This window comes from Nocardioides sp. T2.26MG-1 (assembly GCF_950101795.1).
Lineage (GTDB): Bacteria > Actinomycetota > Actinomycetes > Propionibacteriales > Nocardioidaceae > Nocardioides.
Window position 1 is genome coordinate 151,160 of record NZ_CATNLZ010000034.1, and the last position, 14,057, is coordinate 165,216.

General features: G+C 74.1%; 16 protein-coding genes. 5 read left to right on the top strand and 11 right to left on the bottom strand.

Features of this window, described 5'->3' with window-relative positions; all coding sequences use genetic code 11:
* Positions 1 to 76: 76 nt before the first annotated feature.
* Positions 77 to 652 (top strand): NADPH-dependent F420 reductase, encoded by a 576-nt coding sequence (locus QQZ14_RS21115; protein ID WP_284536399.1) that lies wholly within the window; start codon positions 77 to 79, stop codon positions 650 to 652.
* Between the two features lie 38 nt (positions 653 to 690).
* Positions 691 to 1,845, top strand: coding sequence for a luciferase domain-containing protein (locus QQZ14_RS21120; RefSeq protein WP_284536400.1), 1,155 nt, complete (start codon positions 691 to 693; stop codon positions 1,843 to 1,845).
* A 3-nt stretch (positions 1,846 to 1,848) separates the two neighbouring features.
* On the opposite strand, the gene QQZ14_RS21125 is transcribed toward QQZ14_RS21120, so the two are convergent.
* The 8 genes from QQZ14_RS21125 to QQZ14_RS21160 all read right to left on the bottom strand — a co-directional run bounded on the left by QQZ14_RS21125 (position 1,849) and on the right by QQZ14_RS21160 (position 8,087).
* Positions 1,849 to 3,558, bottom strand: coding sequence for a phytoene desaturase family protein (locus QQZ14_RS21125; RefSeq protein ID WP_284536402.1), 1,710 nt, complete (start codon positions 3,556 to 3,558; stop codon positions 1,849 to 1,851).
* A 42-nt stretch (positions 3,559 to 3,600) separates the two neighbouring features.
* Entirely contained in the window at positions 3,601 to 4,254 is a 654-nt protein-coding gene (locus QQZ14_RS21130; RefSeq protein WP_284536403.1) for a TetR/AcrR family transcriptional regulator, read from the bottom strand.
* A 25-nt stretch (positions 4,255 to 4,279) separates the two neighbouring features.
* Positions 4,280 to 4,666, bottom strand: a complete 387-nt coding sequence (locus tag QQZ14_RS21135; RefSeq protein ID WP_284536404.1) for a hypothetical protein — start codon at positions 4,664 to 4,666, stop codon at positions 4,280 to 4,282.
* Between the two features lie 40 nt (positions 4,667 to 4,706).
* Complete coding sequence (locus tag QQZ14_RS21140; protein ID WP_284536405.1) at positions 4,707 to 5,204, bottom strand: cupin domain-containing protein; 498 nt, start codon at positions 5,202 to 5,204, stop codon at positions 4,707 to 4,709.
* A complete protein-coding gene (locus QQZ14_RS21145) occupies positions 5,201 to 5,614 on the bottom strand; it encodes a VOC family protein (protein WP_284536406.1) in 414 nt (137 codons plus the stop codon). Before QQZ14_RS21145 ends, QQZ14_RS21140 begins: the two co-directional genes overlap by 4 nt.
* Entirely contained in the window at positions 5,611 to 7,065 is a 1,455-nt protein-coding gene (locus QQZ14_RS21150; protein WP_284536407.1) for an MFS transporter, read from the bottom strand. The genes QQZ14_RS21145 and QQZ14_RS21150 overlap by 4 nt, the downstream gene beginning before the upstream one ends.
* Positions 7,066 to 7,150: 85 nt before the next feature.
* On the bottom strand, positions 7,151 to 7,615 hold the full coding sequence (locus QQZ14_RS21155) for a nitroreductase/quinone reductase family protein (protein ID WP_284536408.1): 465 nt from the start codon (positions 7,613 to 7,615) through the stop codon (positions 7,151 to 7,153).
* A gap of 10 nt (positions 7,616 to 7,625) precedes the next feature.
* Positions 7,626 to 8,087 (bottom strand): hypothetical protein, encoded by a 462-nt coding sequence (locus QQZ14_RS21160; protein ID WP_284536409.1) that lies wholly within the window; start codon positions 8,085 to 8,087, stop codon positions 7,626 to 7,628.
* Positions 8,088 to 8,211: 124 nt separating this feature from the next.
* On the opposite strand from QQZ14_RS21160, the gene QQZ14_RS21165 reads away from it, so the two are divergent.
* On the top strand, positions 8,212 to 9,237 hold the full coding sequence (locus tag QQZ14_RS21165) for a GlxA family transcriptional regulator (RefSeq protein ID WP_284536410.1): 1,026 nt from the start codon (positions 8,212 to 8,214) through the stop codon (positions 9,235 to 9,237).
* On the opposite strand, the gene QQZ14_RS21170 is transcribed toward QQZ14_RS21165, so the two are convergent.
* Complete coding sequence (locus QQZ14_RS21170) at positions 9,221 to 9,850, bottom strand: response regulator (protein ID WP_284536411.1); 630 nt, start codon at positions 9,848 to 9,850, stop codon at positions 9,221 to 9,223. The two genes, QQZ14_RS21165 and QQZ14_RS21170, sit on opposite strands and share 17 nt — an antisense overlap.
* Positions 9,847 to 11,037 carry a sensor histidine kinase gene (locus QQZ14_RS21175; protein WP_284536412.1) on the bottom strand — a complete coding sequence of 397 codons (1,191 nt, stop codon included), beginning with the start codon at positions 11,035 to 11,037 and terminating at the stop codon, positions 9,847 to 9,849. Before QQZ14_RS21175 ends, QQZ14_RS21170 begins: the two co-directional genes overlap by 4 nt.
* A 191-nt stretch (positions 11,038 to 11,228) precedes the next feature.
* On the opposite strand from QQZ14_RS21175, the gene QQZ14_RS21180 reads away from it, so the two are divergent.
* Entirely contained in the window at positions 11,229 to 12,293 is a 1,065-nt protein-coding gene (locus QQZ14_RS21180; RefSeq protein WP_284536413.1) for an ABC transporter permease, read from the top strand.
* Complete coding sequence (locus QQZ14_RS21185) at positions 12,290 to 13,000, top strand: ABC transporter ATP-binding protein (RefSeq protein WP_284536414.1); 711 nt, start codon at positions 12,290 to 12,292, stop codon at positions 12,998 to 13,000. The genes QQZ14_RS21180 and QQZ14_RS21185 overlap by 4 nt, the downstream gene beginning before the upstream one ends.
* A 7-nt stretch (positions 13,001 to 13,007) precedes the next feature.
* Here QQZ14_RS21185 and QQZ14_RS21190 read toward each other — a convergent pair whose 3' ends face one another.
* The gene (locus tag QQZ14_RS21190; RefSeq protein ID WP_284536415.1) at positions 13,008 to 13,931 is read right to left on the bottom strand and encodes a F510_1955 family glycosylhydrolase; all 924 of its coding nucleotides are present in this window, start codon (positions 13,929 to 13,931) and stop codon (positions 13,008 to 13,010) included.
* Positions 13,932 to 14,057: the final 126 nt, after the last annotated feature.

Genomic DNA, 14,057 nt, shown 5'->3' on the forward strand with positions numbered 1-14,057 from the left:
ACAACCAAAGCCTGTAGAGTGTTAATTGAAGCGACAACCAAATGGGTTGTCGAACCACGACCTCCAGGAGCACCCCATGGCGAACCTCTCCATCCTCGGCACCGGCAACATGGGCCAGGCGATCGCGGCGATCGCGGCCAAGGGCGGGCACAGCGTGCAGCAGCTCGGCGCGAGCGACCTCGGCACCGCGGTGACCGGCGACATCGTCGTCCTCGCCGTCCCCTACCCGGCCGTGAGCGACGTCATCGCCCAGCGCGGCGAGGAGCTCGCCGGCAAGATCGTCGTCGACATCACCAACCCCCTGAACTTCGAGACCTTCGACTCGCTCGTCGTGCCCGCCGACGGCTCCGCGGCCGCCGTGATCGCCGAGGCCCTGCCCGGCTCGCGGGTGCTCAAGGCGTTCAACACCAACTTCGCCGGCACCCTCGCGGCCGGGACGGTCGGCCCGCTGACCACCACCGTGCTGATCGCTGGCGACGACGCCGACGCCAAGTCCGCGCTGGCGGGGGTCGTCACCTCGGGCGGTCTCCACGCCGTCGACGCCGGCTCGCTCAAGCGCGCCCGCGAGCTCGAGGCCGTCGGCTTCCTGCAGCTCACGCTCGCCGCCAACGAGAAGGTCTCCTGGACCGGCGGCTTCGGCGTCGTCGCCTGAGCCCTCGACCCGACCGCCATGACCCCGGAAGAAGCCCTATGACAGTCGAGACGTTCGCCCCGCCCACGGTCGCGACGTACGGCAGCACCGACCCGGCGGCTCCGCTGGTCGTGCTGCTGCACGGCCGAGGATCCGACGAGACCGAGATCCTCGGCCTGGCCCCGCACCTCCCGGCGGGACCGGCGTACGCCGCGGTCCGGGCGCCGATCGCCGAGGGTGGCGGCTACGCCTGGTTCGCCAACCACGGCATCGGGCGGCCGCAGGCCGACTCGCTGCGCGCCACGATGGACTGGTTCCGCGGCTGGCTCGACGCGGCGGCCCCGGCCGGACGCCCCGTGGTCCTGGTCGGCTTCAGCGGCGGTGCCGCGTTCGCCGGCGGCCTCGTCCTCGACGAGCCCGGGCGGTACGCCGGCGCGGCCGTCCTCTACGGCACCCTGCCGTTCGACGCCGGGCTCGCCACCGAGCCCGGCCGGCTCGCCCACCTGCCGGTGTTCGTCGCCCAGGGCGAGGGCGACCACGTGATCCCCCGCGAGCTGCTGGACCGCACGTGGGACTACCTGCTCTCGGAGTCGGGCGCGCCCACGGTCGCCCAGCGCCAGCCCGGCGGCCACCAGCTCACCGCCCGCACCGTCCACGACCTCGGCGAGTGGATCGCCCACCGCCTCGCGTTCGTCGACCACCTCGGCGCCACGCCGGCCGGACCGCCGTCGCGGCCGGCCTGGCCGACCCTCCCGTCCGGCGAGCTGCCCGGACGCGCCGGGCCCCGGCCGCAGGTGAGCTGGACGATCCCCCAGCAGCAGGAGTCGCAGAACGCCCCGGCCGACCTGCAGGAGCGGCTCTTCGAGGAGGTCCGCGGGCTGGCGGGCGTGGACGTCGGCCCCTCGCGCATCTCGGTGCCCGGCGCGCGGGGCTTCACCCTGCGCGACGGCTCTGACGACGAGCAGGCGTGGCTCGTGCCGCAGGTCGGGGAGTTCGCCCACCTGCACCCGGCGTACGACGGCTCGCTGCACCTGGTGCTGCCGCCGGACCTGGCCGCCGACGTGTCGGCCAAGGGCTGGGGACGGCCCCACATGTGGGCCGGCACCCGCCTCTCCCCCGGCTTCGTGATGGTGCACGGCCCTCGGGACGAGGCCGAGCTCGCGGTCGTCCTCGGCATCGTCGCCGCCAGCCACGCCTACGCCAGCGGCCGCTGACGCTCAGCCGCTCGTCGGCACCGCGGTCCGCGGTCGCCGGCGCGCCGGACGCCGGATGACGGATCCGGGCTTGGACGCCAGCAGCGGGTCGAAGTCGTCGGTGATCGGCGTCAGGCTGGCCTCGTCGACGAACACCGCGCCGTCGCGCACCTCCTGGACCAGGTCCCGGCCGAGCACCGCACCGGCGGTGCCCATGCCGCCCCAGATCGTGGCGTTGATGCCGAACATGTGCTCGGTGCTCCCGCCGGCGAGGAACAGGCCCGGGATGTGCGTGGTGACCCGCGGCCGGAACGGGCCGAGGTTCTTCAGCAGGGGGGCGATGCCGTAGCAGGAGCCGCCGGTGCTCAGCGTGAACCGCTCCTGGGTGATCGGGGTGGACGCCTCGCAGAACACCATCCGCTCCCGGAGGTCCGGGATCATCAGCGAAGCGGTGTCGAGCACCCGCTGGGCGAGCTCCTCCTTGAGCCGGCGGTAGCGCTCGTCGTGGCCGTAGCCGTCGCCCTCCCGGGGATCGGTCGCGACGTTCCAGAACCCGTGCTCCGCCGGCGCCCAGCTCACGAGCTCGAGCGTCGAGTAGCCCGGGGGCGCCGAGTGCGTCCCCTCGGGGTCCTTGGCCGTCGGGCAGCTGATGCCGACCGGCATCTTCTCCGGACAGCGACCGGCCGCGACCTCGCGGTAGTAGCCGTCGACGTCGTTGGTCGGCCACACCCACGCCAGCGGCGGGGTGTCCCGCTCGCGGAGGTCGACGTCGAGCGCGACGTACACCGCGAACATCGGCAGCGTCATCTCCAGGCCCTGCAGCCGGCGCCGCAGCCGACGGGTCAGGTGCTCGTCGCCGACCAGCTCGGCCCACGTCTTCTTGAAGTCCGCCGCCGAGACCACGGCACCGGCCCGGATCTCCTCCCCACCACGCAGGCGTACGCCGACCGCTCGGCCGTCCTCGATCAGGATCCGCTCGACGCGGGCCTTGGTGCGGACCCGGCCGCCGTGGGTCGAGATCACGTCGGTGAGGTGGGCGCCGATGACCTGGCCGCCGCCGCGCGGGTAGTAGGCGCCGGCCTGGAGGTAGTGGTGCAGGAAGCCCGCGTGCATCGCGGTCGGCGTGCGGTGCGGCGGCCAGGTGTAGTCGCCGTTCTCCGCGAGGATCACCGCCTGGGCGTCGGCGCTGAGGCCGCACGCGGCCATCAGCGTCGTGATCGGCCGGATCCCCCAGCGCAGCAGCGCGTAGGAGCGCCGGAGCCGCCGGTCGCCCGAGGCGACGGTCCGCATGATCGTGACGCAGCGGCGCAGCCCGCCCTCCTCGTCGGGGAACGCCGCGATCAGGCGGTCGAGGTAGGTGTCCCAGCCGGTCGGGGTCTGGAACGTCGTGCCCGGCACCATGATCTGGCAGTGGCCCTCCGGGCGCTGGCGGAGCCACTTGATCCGCTCGGTCAGCGCCAGGCCGGTGAGCGCGGTCTGCATCCGGCCGCCCGGGCCGCACTCGCCGACGTAGTGGGTGCCGACGTCGAACTCGAACTTGTTGCCCGCACGGCGGAACACCTGGGTGCTGCCGCCGACCACCTGGTTGGCCTCGAGCACCAGCACCTTCCGGCCGTTGGCCGCGAGGTAGGCCCCGCAGGTGAGGCCACCCGGACCGGCGCCCACCACCACGACGTCCCAGGTGTCGTGACCGCCGTCGGTGCTGGGCGTCGGGGGCGTCGCGGTCTGCGTCATGGCGGTCGCTTTCGGAAGAAGAGACGTTTCTGGAGTCTGACTCTAGAACACTTCCGGGACCAGGCCCTCGAGCAGCACCAGACCGGCCTCGATCACGGCGAGCTCGACCCGCTCGGGCGCCAGCGCCAGGTCGTCGCGGCGCAGCCCCAGCGCGGCGACGCCGTTCCAGGCGCCGAAGAGGAAGTACGACATCAGCTCCGGGTCGACGGACCGGATCGCCCCCGACTCCACGGCCTCGCGGATGCTCTGCTCGAACTCCCCCCGCAGCTCGCTGAACCGCGCGACCACCTCGCCCTCGACCGGCGCGCGGGGGCCGCGCTCCCCCGTGACGGTCAGGTACCGCACCACCACCGGGTGGTCGAGCACCAGCCGCAGGTACGCCGCACCCACGCCGGCGAACCGCTCGAGCGGCGAGGTCTCCGCGGCGTACGCCGCCCGGAGCGTCTCGGTGGCCACGCCGAGCACCCGCTCGGTGGCCGCCGCCAGCAGCGCGTCCTTGGTGCCGAAGTGCACGTAGACCGACGCGGGCGAGACACCGGCCTCGGCGGCGACGTCCTCGATCCTGATCTCCTCCGGCGCGCGCTGCGACATCAGCCGCTCGGTCGCGTCGAGGAGGAGTCCCCGCGTGCGCTCGCGCCGGCGGGACCCGCGGGCGGCCGCGTCGGTCTCGGTGGCGGAGTCGGGCGCGTCGGTCACGCCCGCCACCCTAGGACCGACGCGGTCAGCCGGTGCGGGTCGCGGTGGCGCGCCGCCACGCGACCGCGAAGGCGACGGCGAAGGCCAGGTGGACGACCACGAACACCCGCGCGGCGTCACGCGCGTCGCCGGTGATCACCCCGACGACGTCGTTGGCGGCGACCAGGGTGAAGCCGACAAGGTTCGCCAGCAGCACTGGGCGGAGCGCCTCCGGCAGCTCGGTCGCGCGCGAGACCCAGTTCAAGACGGCGATGCCGACCATCGGCCCGCCGAGCAGTCGGAGCAGCGCGAGCAGCTCGGACGAGGGGTCGTCCGGCACCGCGTCCACGCCGAACTGCGCCGGCACGAGCAGCAACGCCAGCCCGATGGCCGCGAGGTAGAGCGACGCGAGGGTCAGCAGGGGCTTGACCATGGGTTCCTCCTCGGAACGGGCGACTGGGGCGTGGCCCGGCTCAGGTCCAGTACGTGTCGTGGCGGAGCATGAACTCGACGCGCTCCTCTTCGGTCATCGGGTGGTCCGCGAGCCCGGCGAGCGTCTCGAAGTAGTCCTCCCGGGGCGCGCCGGGGCTGAACATCAGCAGCATCGAGGCGCGGTCGCCGCCGCGGAACCCGTGCAGCCCGCCGTACGGCACGTGGAAGAAGTCGCCGGGCCGCGCGGTCGTCCAGCCGGTGCCGTCGTAGAGCTGGACCTCGCCGGTGAGGACGTAGAACGACTCGGTGATCGCGCGGTGGAAGTGCGGCTCGGGCCCGGACTCGTCGGGACCGAACGTCCACCGGTACAGCCCGAACGTGCCGCCGGTCCGGTCGCCGGTGGCGAGGTACTCGCAGGTGCCGCCGGAGCGGTACCGGATCTCCGCCTCGGTGTCGGTCGGCCGGATCCAGCCGGAGACCTCGCCGGTCGTGCCGCGATAGAGGTCGGGCGGGTAGGGGCGGTGCAGCGGGCCGGTCATGGCGTCTCGCTCTCTGTGGTGCCGATGGGGACGCCGCCACCGTAGGGACGGGTGATGATCTCGAGCCAGTGCCCGTCGGGTCCGTCCCAGTAGAGGCCCCGGCCGCCGTCGTTGTGGTTGATCCGGTCGGGCTGCTGCTTGAACGGGTCGGCCCAGAACGTGCGGCCCTGCTCGCGGATCCGTCGCCAGATCGCGTCGAAGTCGTCCTCGCCGACCAGGAACGCGTAGTGCTGGGCCTGGATCTCGCCGGTGTCCTCGAGGAAGTCGAGGGACGCGCCGTTGTCGAGGTGCAGCACCGCGAAGGGGCCGTACGGCGTGGGCTCGGGCCGCCCGAGCACGGTGCCGACCTCGCGGGCGGCGGCCCAGATGTCGCGGACGTGGACCAGGGTGTGGTTGAGCTCGACGCTCATCGGGTGCCTCCCGTGGGCTGGGGTTGTGCGGTCGCGGCCGGGCGGAGGAAGGCCAGCACCAGCAGGGCGCCGGCGAGCAGGGCGACCGCGGCGACGCCGGTGGCGGTGGCGAAGCCGTGGACCAGGGCCTGGGTCGGGGTGCCGGCGTAGTCGCGGGTCGCGGCGACCGCGATCGTGTTGAGTACGGCGGTCCCGACGCTGCTGCCGATCTGCATCGCGGTGTTGGCGGTGGCGGCGGCCACGCCGGCCTGGCGCGGGTCGACCCCGCTGGTGGCGACCGCGATCGACGGTGTGAACACGCAGCCGATGCCGAGCCCGACCAGCACCTCGGCGGGCAGGATCGTGGTCAGGAACCCGCTCGACGGGGTGAGCTGGGTCAGCACGGCCAGGCCGCCGGCGGCCACGATCAGCCCCGGCGCGACGAGCGCGCGCGGCGCCACGGTGTGCATCAGCCGGCTGGCGATGCCGTAGGAGCTGCCCGCGACGGCCAGGCTCATCGGCAGGAACGCCAGGCCGGTGCGGACCGGGCTGTACCCGAGCACCACCTGGAAGTGGTAGGTCAGCATCAGGAACATCCCGAACGTGCCGACAACGCTGACCGCGGTGGCGGCGTACGCGGTGGCCCGGCCGCGGTCCCGCAGGATGGTCAGCGGCAGCAGGGGTGCGGCGAGCCCGCGCTGACGGGCCAGGAACCCGGCCAGCAGCCCCAGGCCGACCAGGCCCGGGACGAGCACCTGCGCCGATCCCCACCCGTTCGAGGCCGCCTCGCTGGCGCCGAGCACCAGCCCGGCCAGCCCGCCGGTCGCGAGCACCCCGGAGAGCACGTCGACCGGCACCGGGTAGCCGTCGTCGGTGGGCAGCACCCGCCGGCCCGCGACGATGACCACGGCAGCCACCAGGACGTTGACGTAGAGGCACCAGAGCCACCCGGCGTACTCGGTCAGCACGCCGCCGAGCAGCAGCCCGACCACGGCACCGCTGCTGGCGACGGCGCCGAAGACGCCGAACGCCTTGCCGCGCTCGCGCGGCTCGGTGAACGTGGCCGCGATCAGCGCCAGCGCGGCCGGCGCGGTGAACGCCGCGCACGCGCCCTGCAGGGCGCGCCCGAGCACCAGCACCTCGAACGTCGGGGCCGCACCGGCCAGCGCCGAGGCGGCCGCGAACCCGGCCAGGCCGGCGGTGAGCACCCGCCGGCGACCGAGCCGGTCCGAGGCCTTGCCGCCGAGCAGCAGCAGCCCGGCGAAGGACAAGGTGTACGCCGTCACCACGTAGGAGCGGTGCGCGTCGTCGAAGCCCAGCGACGCCTGGGCGGTCGGCAGCGCGACATTCACGATGGTCGCGTCGAGGGCGACCATCAGCTGGGCCAGCGCGATGACGCCGAGGGCCGCCCAGCGGCGGTCGCGTGCGGGGGCGGCGGTGCCCGCCCGGTCGGTCGAGAGGGGGATGGTCATGGTCGGGTCCCTTTGCACTAACTGGAGGCTTGATCTCCGCTTCAGCATGTGCCCGCCACAGCGCGCCTGTCAAGAGAACTGGAGGTCATTTCTCCGCTTCGTCGGCGTCGGTGACGGCCAGCAGCTCGAACACCGGGTACCGCGCCGCCTGCGCGGCGATCTCGGCGTCGGAGGCGCGCGGCCCGAACCCGACGTGGGAGCGCACGATCCAGCCGACCGGCCTCTTCGCTCGGTAGGCCCGCAGGACCGGCACCGCGTCGGCCGGGTCGACCTCGACCGCGCGCAGCACCTCCGCGGTGCGGCCGCGGCTCAGCGTGACCTCGCCGGCCGCGCGCGCGTTGCGGACCCACCCGACCTCGCCGTACGGCGAGACGAGCCAGCGGCCCCGGGCGGTCACCAGCGGCACGACGGGGGTGGTGTGGTCGCGCCCGGTACGGCGTCCCCGGACGGTGAGCAGCCTGATGAAGCCGGGGCCCCGTCCCCGGCTCACCATCCGGGTGAGCATCCGGTTGGCCGCACGGGTGAGGGGCGAGTGCCCGAACGCTGCCATCGCGCCCGCCTCAGTGGGGGGTCGGCCGGCAGGTGAGCTCCTGGGTGCGCCCGTCGATCGTCCGGCACAGCACCGCGACCATGGCGACCACCATCAGGGTGTGGGCGAGCACCATGAACGCCATCGTGGACAGGGCGCCGGCCCACACCAACGGCACCAGGACCACCGGCACGTACATCGCCGCGGACATCTCGAGCGTCGGCGTCCAGGCGTGCCCCCGGATCCGCATCCAGGCGGCCATGGGCACCGCCATGTCGGTCGCCATCAGGGCGTAGGAGCCGCCGGGGTGCTCGGCGAACCCGGGGGCGAGGCCGGCCATGGCCCGCACGGTGCCGAGCACGGCCATCCCGAGGGCCATGGCGAGGAGCATCTCCGCGCCGTGGCGGACGAGCGGCCAGTCGACCCGGCGGGCACCGCGGCGGCCCACGAGGGACGGAGGAGCTGGCAGGAAGGGATCGGCTGTCGAGGTCATGGCACGAGGGTTCGCCGCCCGGCGGCGGCCGCGCCAGACCGAGGAGCGAGGGTGTCCGGAATCGTGGGATCCCTGTCCGCCAGACCCCTGGAGCTGCAGGCGGGGGCCGCCGTACCGTGACCGGGTGCCGACCGTCACCACCGACCCCCAGTCCCGCCGGGTGCTGGTCGTCGCCTACCCGGCGGCGGAGCTCCTGGACATCGCCTGCGTGGTGTCGGCGTTCCAGCTCGCCAACTGGCTGCACGGCCGCGCGGCCTACGAGACGCTGCTCGCCTCCCCCGGCGGCGCGCCGGTGCGCACCAGCACCGGGCTGGTGCTCAACGCCGAGGTCAGCCTGGAGCGGGTGCGCGGGCCGTTCGACACGCTGGTCGTCTCGGGCGGCATCGGCTACGTGGACGCGATGGAGGACGACCACCTGGTCGCGCACGTGCGCCGGCTGTCGCGTGAGACCCGGCGGGTGGCGTCGGTGTGCACCGGCGCCGGGGTCCTCGCCGCCACCGGGCTGCTCGACGACCGCCGGGCCGCCACGCACTGGGACCACGCGTCGTTCCTGCAGCGGCGCTTCCCCCGGGTGCGGTTCGACAGCGGCCCGATCTTCATCGCCGAGGGCGACGTCTGCACCTCGGCCGGGGTGACCGCGGCCCTCGACCTCGTGCTGGCGTTCATCGAGGCCGACATCGGCCCGACGGTCGCCCGCGACGTGTCCCGCCAGCTGGTGACCTACCTCCAGCGCCCCGGCAACCAGGCCCAGATGAGCATGTTCAACGCGCCCCGCCCGGTCGAGCACTCCGTGGTGCACGACACGGTCGCCTACGCCTCCGCCCACCTGCCCGACGACCTGTCCACCGCCACCCTGGCCGCCCGCGCCGGCGTCAGCGAGCGGCACCTGGACCGGCTGTTCGTCCAGGAGCTCGGCCTCACCCCCGGCCGGTTCGTGCGCCGCATCCGCACCGAGGCGGCGGCTCACCTGCTGACCGGCACCGCGCTCCCGATCGCGTCCGTGGCCACCCGGTGCGGCTTCGGCTCGGCCGAGACGCTCCGGCTCGCGTTCGCCGCGACGTACGGCGTCTCCCCGTCGCACTACCGCGCCACCCAGACCCGCGCAGCCCGCCGGGCCGCACCGAGCGGCGGCGTCACTCCCGCCCGATGATCCCGGCCTCCCGTGCCGCGGCGACGGCGGCGGTGCGCGAGTTCACGCCGAGCTTGGGGTAGATGTGCGCGAGGTGGGACTTCACCGTCGTCTCGCTCAGGTGCAGCCGGCGCGCGATGCCGGTGTTGCTGTGCCCCGCCGCCACCAGGTCGAGCACCTCGAGCTCCCGGGCGCTCAGCGAGGAGTGGGACTGGCGCATCCGGGCGACGAGCCGGGTGGCGACCGCCGGCGCCAGCGCGGTCTGCCCGGCGGCGGCGGCGTGCACGGCCGCGCTGATGTCGTCCGGGGTGGCGTCCTTGAGGAGGTAGCCCGCGGCGCCCGCCTCGATGGCGGTCACGATGTCGGCGTCGGTGTCGAAGTTGGTCAGCACGAGCACCGCCGGCGGATCCGGCAGCGCCCGGATGTCCCGGGTCGCCTGAGCTCCCTCGAACACCCGGTTGAACTGGAGGTCCATCAGCACGACGTCGGGGGCCGCCCGGGCCACCTCGACCAGAGCGCGCTGCGTCGTACCGACCGCGCCGACGACCTCGATCGTCGGGTCGGTCTCGAACAGGGCGGTCAGGCCGGTCCGCATCATCGGGTGGTCGTCGACGATCAGCACGCGCACGCTCATGGGGTCACGGCGAAGCTCGCCACCACGCTGGTCCCCTGCCCGTGGTGGCTCTCGACCACGAGCGTGCCGCCCAGGCTCGCGACCCGGTCCCGCATCGCGACGAGCCCGAACGGCGTCCGGTCGGGGCGCCCGGTGGCGAGCTCGCTGGTGTCGAACCCGGCGCCGTCGTCGACCACGTCGAGGATGATCTCGTCGTCCAGGCGGGTCAGGGTCAGGTCGACGCGGTTCGCGTGGGCGTGCTGGGCCACGTTGGCCACCGCGCTCTGCGCGACCCGCAGCAGCCCGGCCTCCACCGGGGTGGGCAGGACTCCGGTGTCCTGGGGCACGGCGAGCTGCACGCGCAGGCCCGTGGTCTCCTCGGTCTGGCGGGCCAGCCGGTCCAGCGCCGCCACGATGCCGCCCGTGCGCAGCGACGGGGGCGCCAGCGCGTGGATGAACTCGCGGGTCTCGGCCAAGGCGTCCTCGGCCGCGGCCCGGGCCTGCTCCAGCCGCTCGGGACCGCTCGCCGAGCCGGGCTCGCTGCGTTGGGCGGCGTGCAGCAGCATGATGATGCTCGACAGCGACTGCGAGACGGTGTCGTGGATCTCGCGGGCCAGCCGTTCACGCTCCTCCACGACCCCGGCGGCGCGCTCCGCGAGGGCCAGCTGGCGCCGCGTGCGGGTGAGGTCCTCGACGAGCCGCTGACGCGTCTGCACCTCCCGGGTCAGGGCCTGGTAGCCCACGCTGATGGCGACGGCGACCCCGGCGCCCAGGGTCGGGCCGATGAGGCCGGCGAGGTCGAAGCCGCGGTGCAGGCCGAACGCGACGACCGCGACCCCGGTGGTCGCGGCGACCACGATGGCGCCCCGGACCGCGCCGAGCAGGCGCATGTAGAGGAAGAACAGCGCGAAGGCCAGGTACGTCGCCTCGCCGCTCGCCCGGAGCAGCACCAGCCATTCGAGGCTCAGCACGCCGATCCACCACCAGCCCCGACGACCGGGTCCCGGGATCGCCCAGGTCGGCAGGATGCCGGCGACGTACGTGACGAGGAAGAGCACCGCCAGACCGGCCACGGCCGTCCGCCCGCCCGGGTCGTCGCCGCCGGCGCTCACGATGACCACGGCGGTGAGCGCCGCGACCAGCAGGTGCAGCGAGGCCGAGAGCCAGGCCGAGATCGGCTCCAGCCCGCCGCCGTCCTCGCCCCTCATGGCCGCCTCACCCGCTCACCCTACGGCGGCGTACGGCCGGGGTTGTCATCCGAAAGTTGGAACCTGGCGCGGTCCCTTCGACCTTCCGGAACCGTCCGCGCCCACGATGGCCGGCGGCCGGTGTCGCGGCACCGTGGAGACCACGCGGAGGGCCGTCCGAGGCGCCCGCACCCCTCGAGAAGGAACAGCCGATGTTCGTCGCCTGGCGCGACCTGAAGGCGGCCAAGGGCCGCTTCGCCCTGATCACCGCGGTCGTCACGCTCATCACGGTCCTGGTCACCTTCCTCGGCGGCCTGACCGGCGGCCTGGTCGAGCAGAACATCTCCGCCCTCACCTCGCTGGACGCCGACCGCATCGTCTTCTCGGTCACCGACGGCGAGCCGAGCACGTACGCCGACTCCGCGGTCACCGAGGACCAGGCGAGCACCTGGGCGCGCCGGGACGGCGTCACCGCTGTCGAGCCCCTGGGGATCAGCACCACCAGGATCACCGCCGGTGGCCGGCAGCAGACGGTCGCGCTGTTCGGCGGGGGCCCCGCAGCAGGGGACGCCGCGACGCGTTCGGGCCACGTCGCGCTCACCGCCCGCACCGCTGCCGCGCTCGACGTCCAGCCCGGCGACCGGGTGCACCTGGGCGACCGCGACCTCGTCGTCGACGCGACCCGGGGCGACTCGTGGTATTCCCACCTGGCGGTCGCACACGTCAGCCTGGGCGACTGGCAGCACCTCGCCGCGCGCCCCGGCGAGCCGGCGCCGTTCGCGAGCGTGCTGGCCGTCAGCGCTCGGGACGCCGACTACGCAGCCGCGGACGCCGCGGCCGGTACGTCGTCGCAGGGCCTGCTCACGTCGCTGACCGCGCTCGGGTCGTTCACGTCGGAGGTGGGCTCGCTGCTGCTCATGGTGTTGATGCTGTTCGGGATCTCCGCCCTCGTGGTCGGCGCGTTCTTCGCGGTCTGGAGCATCCAGCGACGACCCGACGTGGCCGTGCTCAAGGCGCTGGGCGCCACCGACCGGATGCTGACCTTCGACGCGCTCGGTCAGGCCGCGGCCCTGTTGGTCCTCGGGGTGGGCGCCGGCATCGCCGTCACCGCCGGGCTCGGCGCGCTCGCCGGGACCGCGCTCCCGTTCGTGCTCAGCTCCGTCACCACGCTCCTGCCCGGGCTGGTGATGACCGTGCTCGGGCTCGCCGGCGCCGGGGTCGCCACCCGCTCCATCACCCACGTCGACCCCCTCACCGCACTCGGGAGCAACCGATGATCGACCTGCAGGACGTCACGCTGACCTTCCCGGACGGGACCTCCCGGATCACCGCGGTCGACCACGCGTCGCTGCACGTCGGCGCGGGAGAGACAGTCGGCATCATCGGCCCCTCCGGATCGGGCAAGTCCAGCCTGCTGGCCGTCGCCTCGACGCTGATCGCCCCCGACAGCGGCACCGTCACCATCGACGGGGTCGTGGCGACCGACCTCGACCTGGCCGGCCGGGCCGAGCTGCGACGTACCAGGGTCGGGCTCGTGTTCCAGCAGTCCAACCTGCTGTCCTCGCTGACGGCCGTCGAGCAGCTCACCGTCACGAACGAGCTCACCACCGACCGGCGGCGACGCTCGGCGCGCGCCGCGGCGCGTCGGCGCGCGCTCCAGCTGCTCGACGAGGTCGGCCTCGCGGCGGATGCGGACAAGCGCCCCGCCCAGCTCTCCGGCGGTCAGCGACAGCGCGTCAACGTCGCCCGGGCGCTGATGAGCCGTCCGGCCGTCCTCGTCGTCGACGAGCCGACCAGCGCCCTCGACCAGGAGCGCGGCGCCCAGATCATCGACCTGCTCCTCCGGCTCACCGCGGAGCACGGCACCGCCACGATCCTCGTCACCCACGAGCCCCGCTTCCTCCCCCGGCTCACCACCGCCCACTCGATGGTCGACGGCCGGCTGAGCGAGCAGAGCGACCGGCCCGGCGCGCCTGGCTCCTGACGCCGGGTCAGTGCCCGGCAGCGGAGTAGGAGGCCACCGGCGCGAACGTCTCGCCGCCGTCGGCGGAGGTGACGATCTGGCTCTCGGTGGCGACCGCGATCGTGCCGTCCTCGGCGGCGGTGAACGCCGCGGGTGCGGCGCCGACCGTGCCCAGCTGCTCCCAGGTCGCGCCGGCGTCCCCGCTGCGGTAGACCGCGCCGTCGACACCGATACCCCACAGGCGGTCGGCGTCCGGCCAGGCCACGAACACCAGCAGCGGCGCGTCCTCGAGGTCCGTGAACGTCGCGCCCGCGTCCTCCGAGAGCATCGGGCCCTGCTCCGTGGTGGCGACGACCCTGCTGGTCTCGGCGGGGTCGACCGCCAGGGACACCGGCGCCACGTCCGCGGCGGCCGCCGCCCAGTCCGTGCCGCCGCTGCTGGAGACCAGCCGGCCGTTGAACCCGTAGACGTGGGTGTCGGCCGCCCCGAGCGTGTGGAAGTCGGCCTCCCCGGCCAGCGAGAGGCTGCGCCAGGTCTGCCCGCCGTCGGTGCTCTCGATGAGCCCCACGGGGTTTGGCAGGTCGTCGTCCGCGCCGGGGTGGCCGCTGGCGTAGAAGTGGTCCGGCCCGGCTGCGGTGAACCCCATGAGGTCGACCGTGCTGTCACCGACCCGGGTGACCTCGCCACCGTCGACGACCATCGTGCCGGCGTGGGTGCCCAGGTAGAGCAGCCCGTCGGCCGGGTTGAGGGCCATGCCGTGCACGTGCCCGGCCTCGGCCGGCACCGCCGGCACCCCTGAGTCGTCGGCGTGCGAGGCCGCCTCGTCCCGGGCGGCAGTCTCCCCGTCGCCGGAGCCGTCGCTCGAGGAGCAGCCGGCGAGCGCGGCGAGCAGCGTGAGCGCGGCAGCCGTGGCGGCCAGTCGAGTACGTCGGGCGGGGCCGGTGGACGTCATGCGTGCATCTCCTGGGCGGGCGGGTCGTGGGGTGTCGTCGGTCGCCCTCATCGTGACGGCAGCACGCGGCCCGACCTGCCGATTCGGGGGTCCTCGGCCGGAACTTCAACGAACCTTCATCAACCG

Bases quoted from the DNA above. Each gene is read 5' to 3' on its own strand.
- QQZ14_RS21115 (WP_284536399.1), top strand. From the start codon at position 77: ATGGCGAACCTCTCCATCCTCGGCACCGGCAACATGGGCCAGGCGATC.
- QQZ14_RS21120 (WP_284536400.1), top strand. From the start codon at position 691: ATGACAGTCGAGACGTTCGCCCCGCCCACGGTCGCGACGTACGGCAGC.
- QQZ14_RS21125 (WP_284536402.1), bottom strand. From the start codon at position 3,558: ATGACGCAGACCGCGACGCCCCCGACGCCCAGCACCGACGGCGGTCAC.
- QQZ14_RS21135 (WP_284536404.1), bottom strand. From the start codon at position 4,666: ATGGTCAAGCCCCTGCTGACCCTCGCGTCGCTCTACCTCGCGGCCATC.
- QQZ14_RS21140 (WP_284536405.1), bottom strand. From the start codon at position 5,204: ATGACCGGCCCGCTGCACCGCCCCTACCCGCCCGACCTCTATCGCGGC.
- QQZ14_RS21145 (WP_284536406.1), bottom strand. From the start codon at position 5,614: ATGAGCGTCGAGCTCAACCACACCCTGGTCCACGTCCGCGACATCTGG.
- QQZ14_RS21150 (WP_284536407.1), bottom strand. From the start codon at position 7,065: ATGACCATCCCCCTCTCGACCGACCGGGCGGGCACCGCCGCCCCCGCA.
- QQZ14_RS21155 (WP_284536408.1), bottom strand. From the start codon at position 7,615: ATGGCAGCGTTCGGGCACTCGCCCCTCACCCGTGCGGCCAACCGGATG.
- QQZ14_RS21160 (WP_284536409.1), bottom strand. From the start codon at position 8,087: ATGACCTCGACAGCCGATCCCTTCCTGCCAGCTCCTCCGTCCCTCGTG.
- QQZ14_RS21170 (WP_284536411.1), bottom strand. From the start codon at position 9,850: ATGAGCGTGCGCGTGCTGATCGTCGACGACCACCCGATGATGCGGACC.
- QQZ14_RS21175 (WP_284536412.1), bottom strand. From the start codon at position 11,037: ATGAGGGGCGAGGACGGCGGCGGGCTGGAGCCGATCTCGGCCTGGCTC.
- QQZ14_RS21180 (WP_284536413.1), top strand. From the start codon at position 11,229: ATGTTCGTCGCCTGGCGCGACCTGAAGGCGGCCAAGGGCCGCTTCGCC.
- QQZ14_RS21185 (WP_284536414.1), top strand. From the start codon at position 12,290: ATGATCGACCTGCAGGACGTCACGCTGACCTTCCCGGACGGGACCTCC.
- QQZ14_RS21190 (WP_284536415.1), bottom strand. From the start codon at position 13,931: ATGACGTCCACCGGCCCCGCCCGACGTACTCGACTGGCCGCCACGGCT.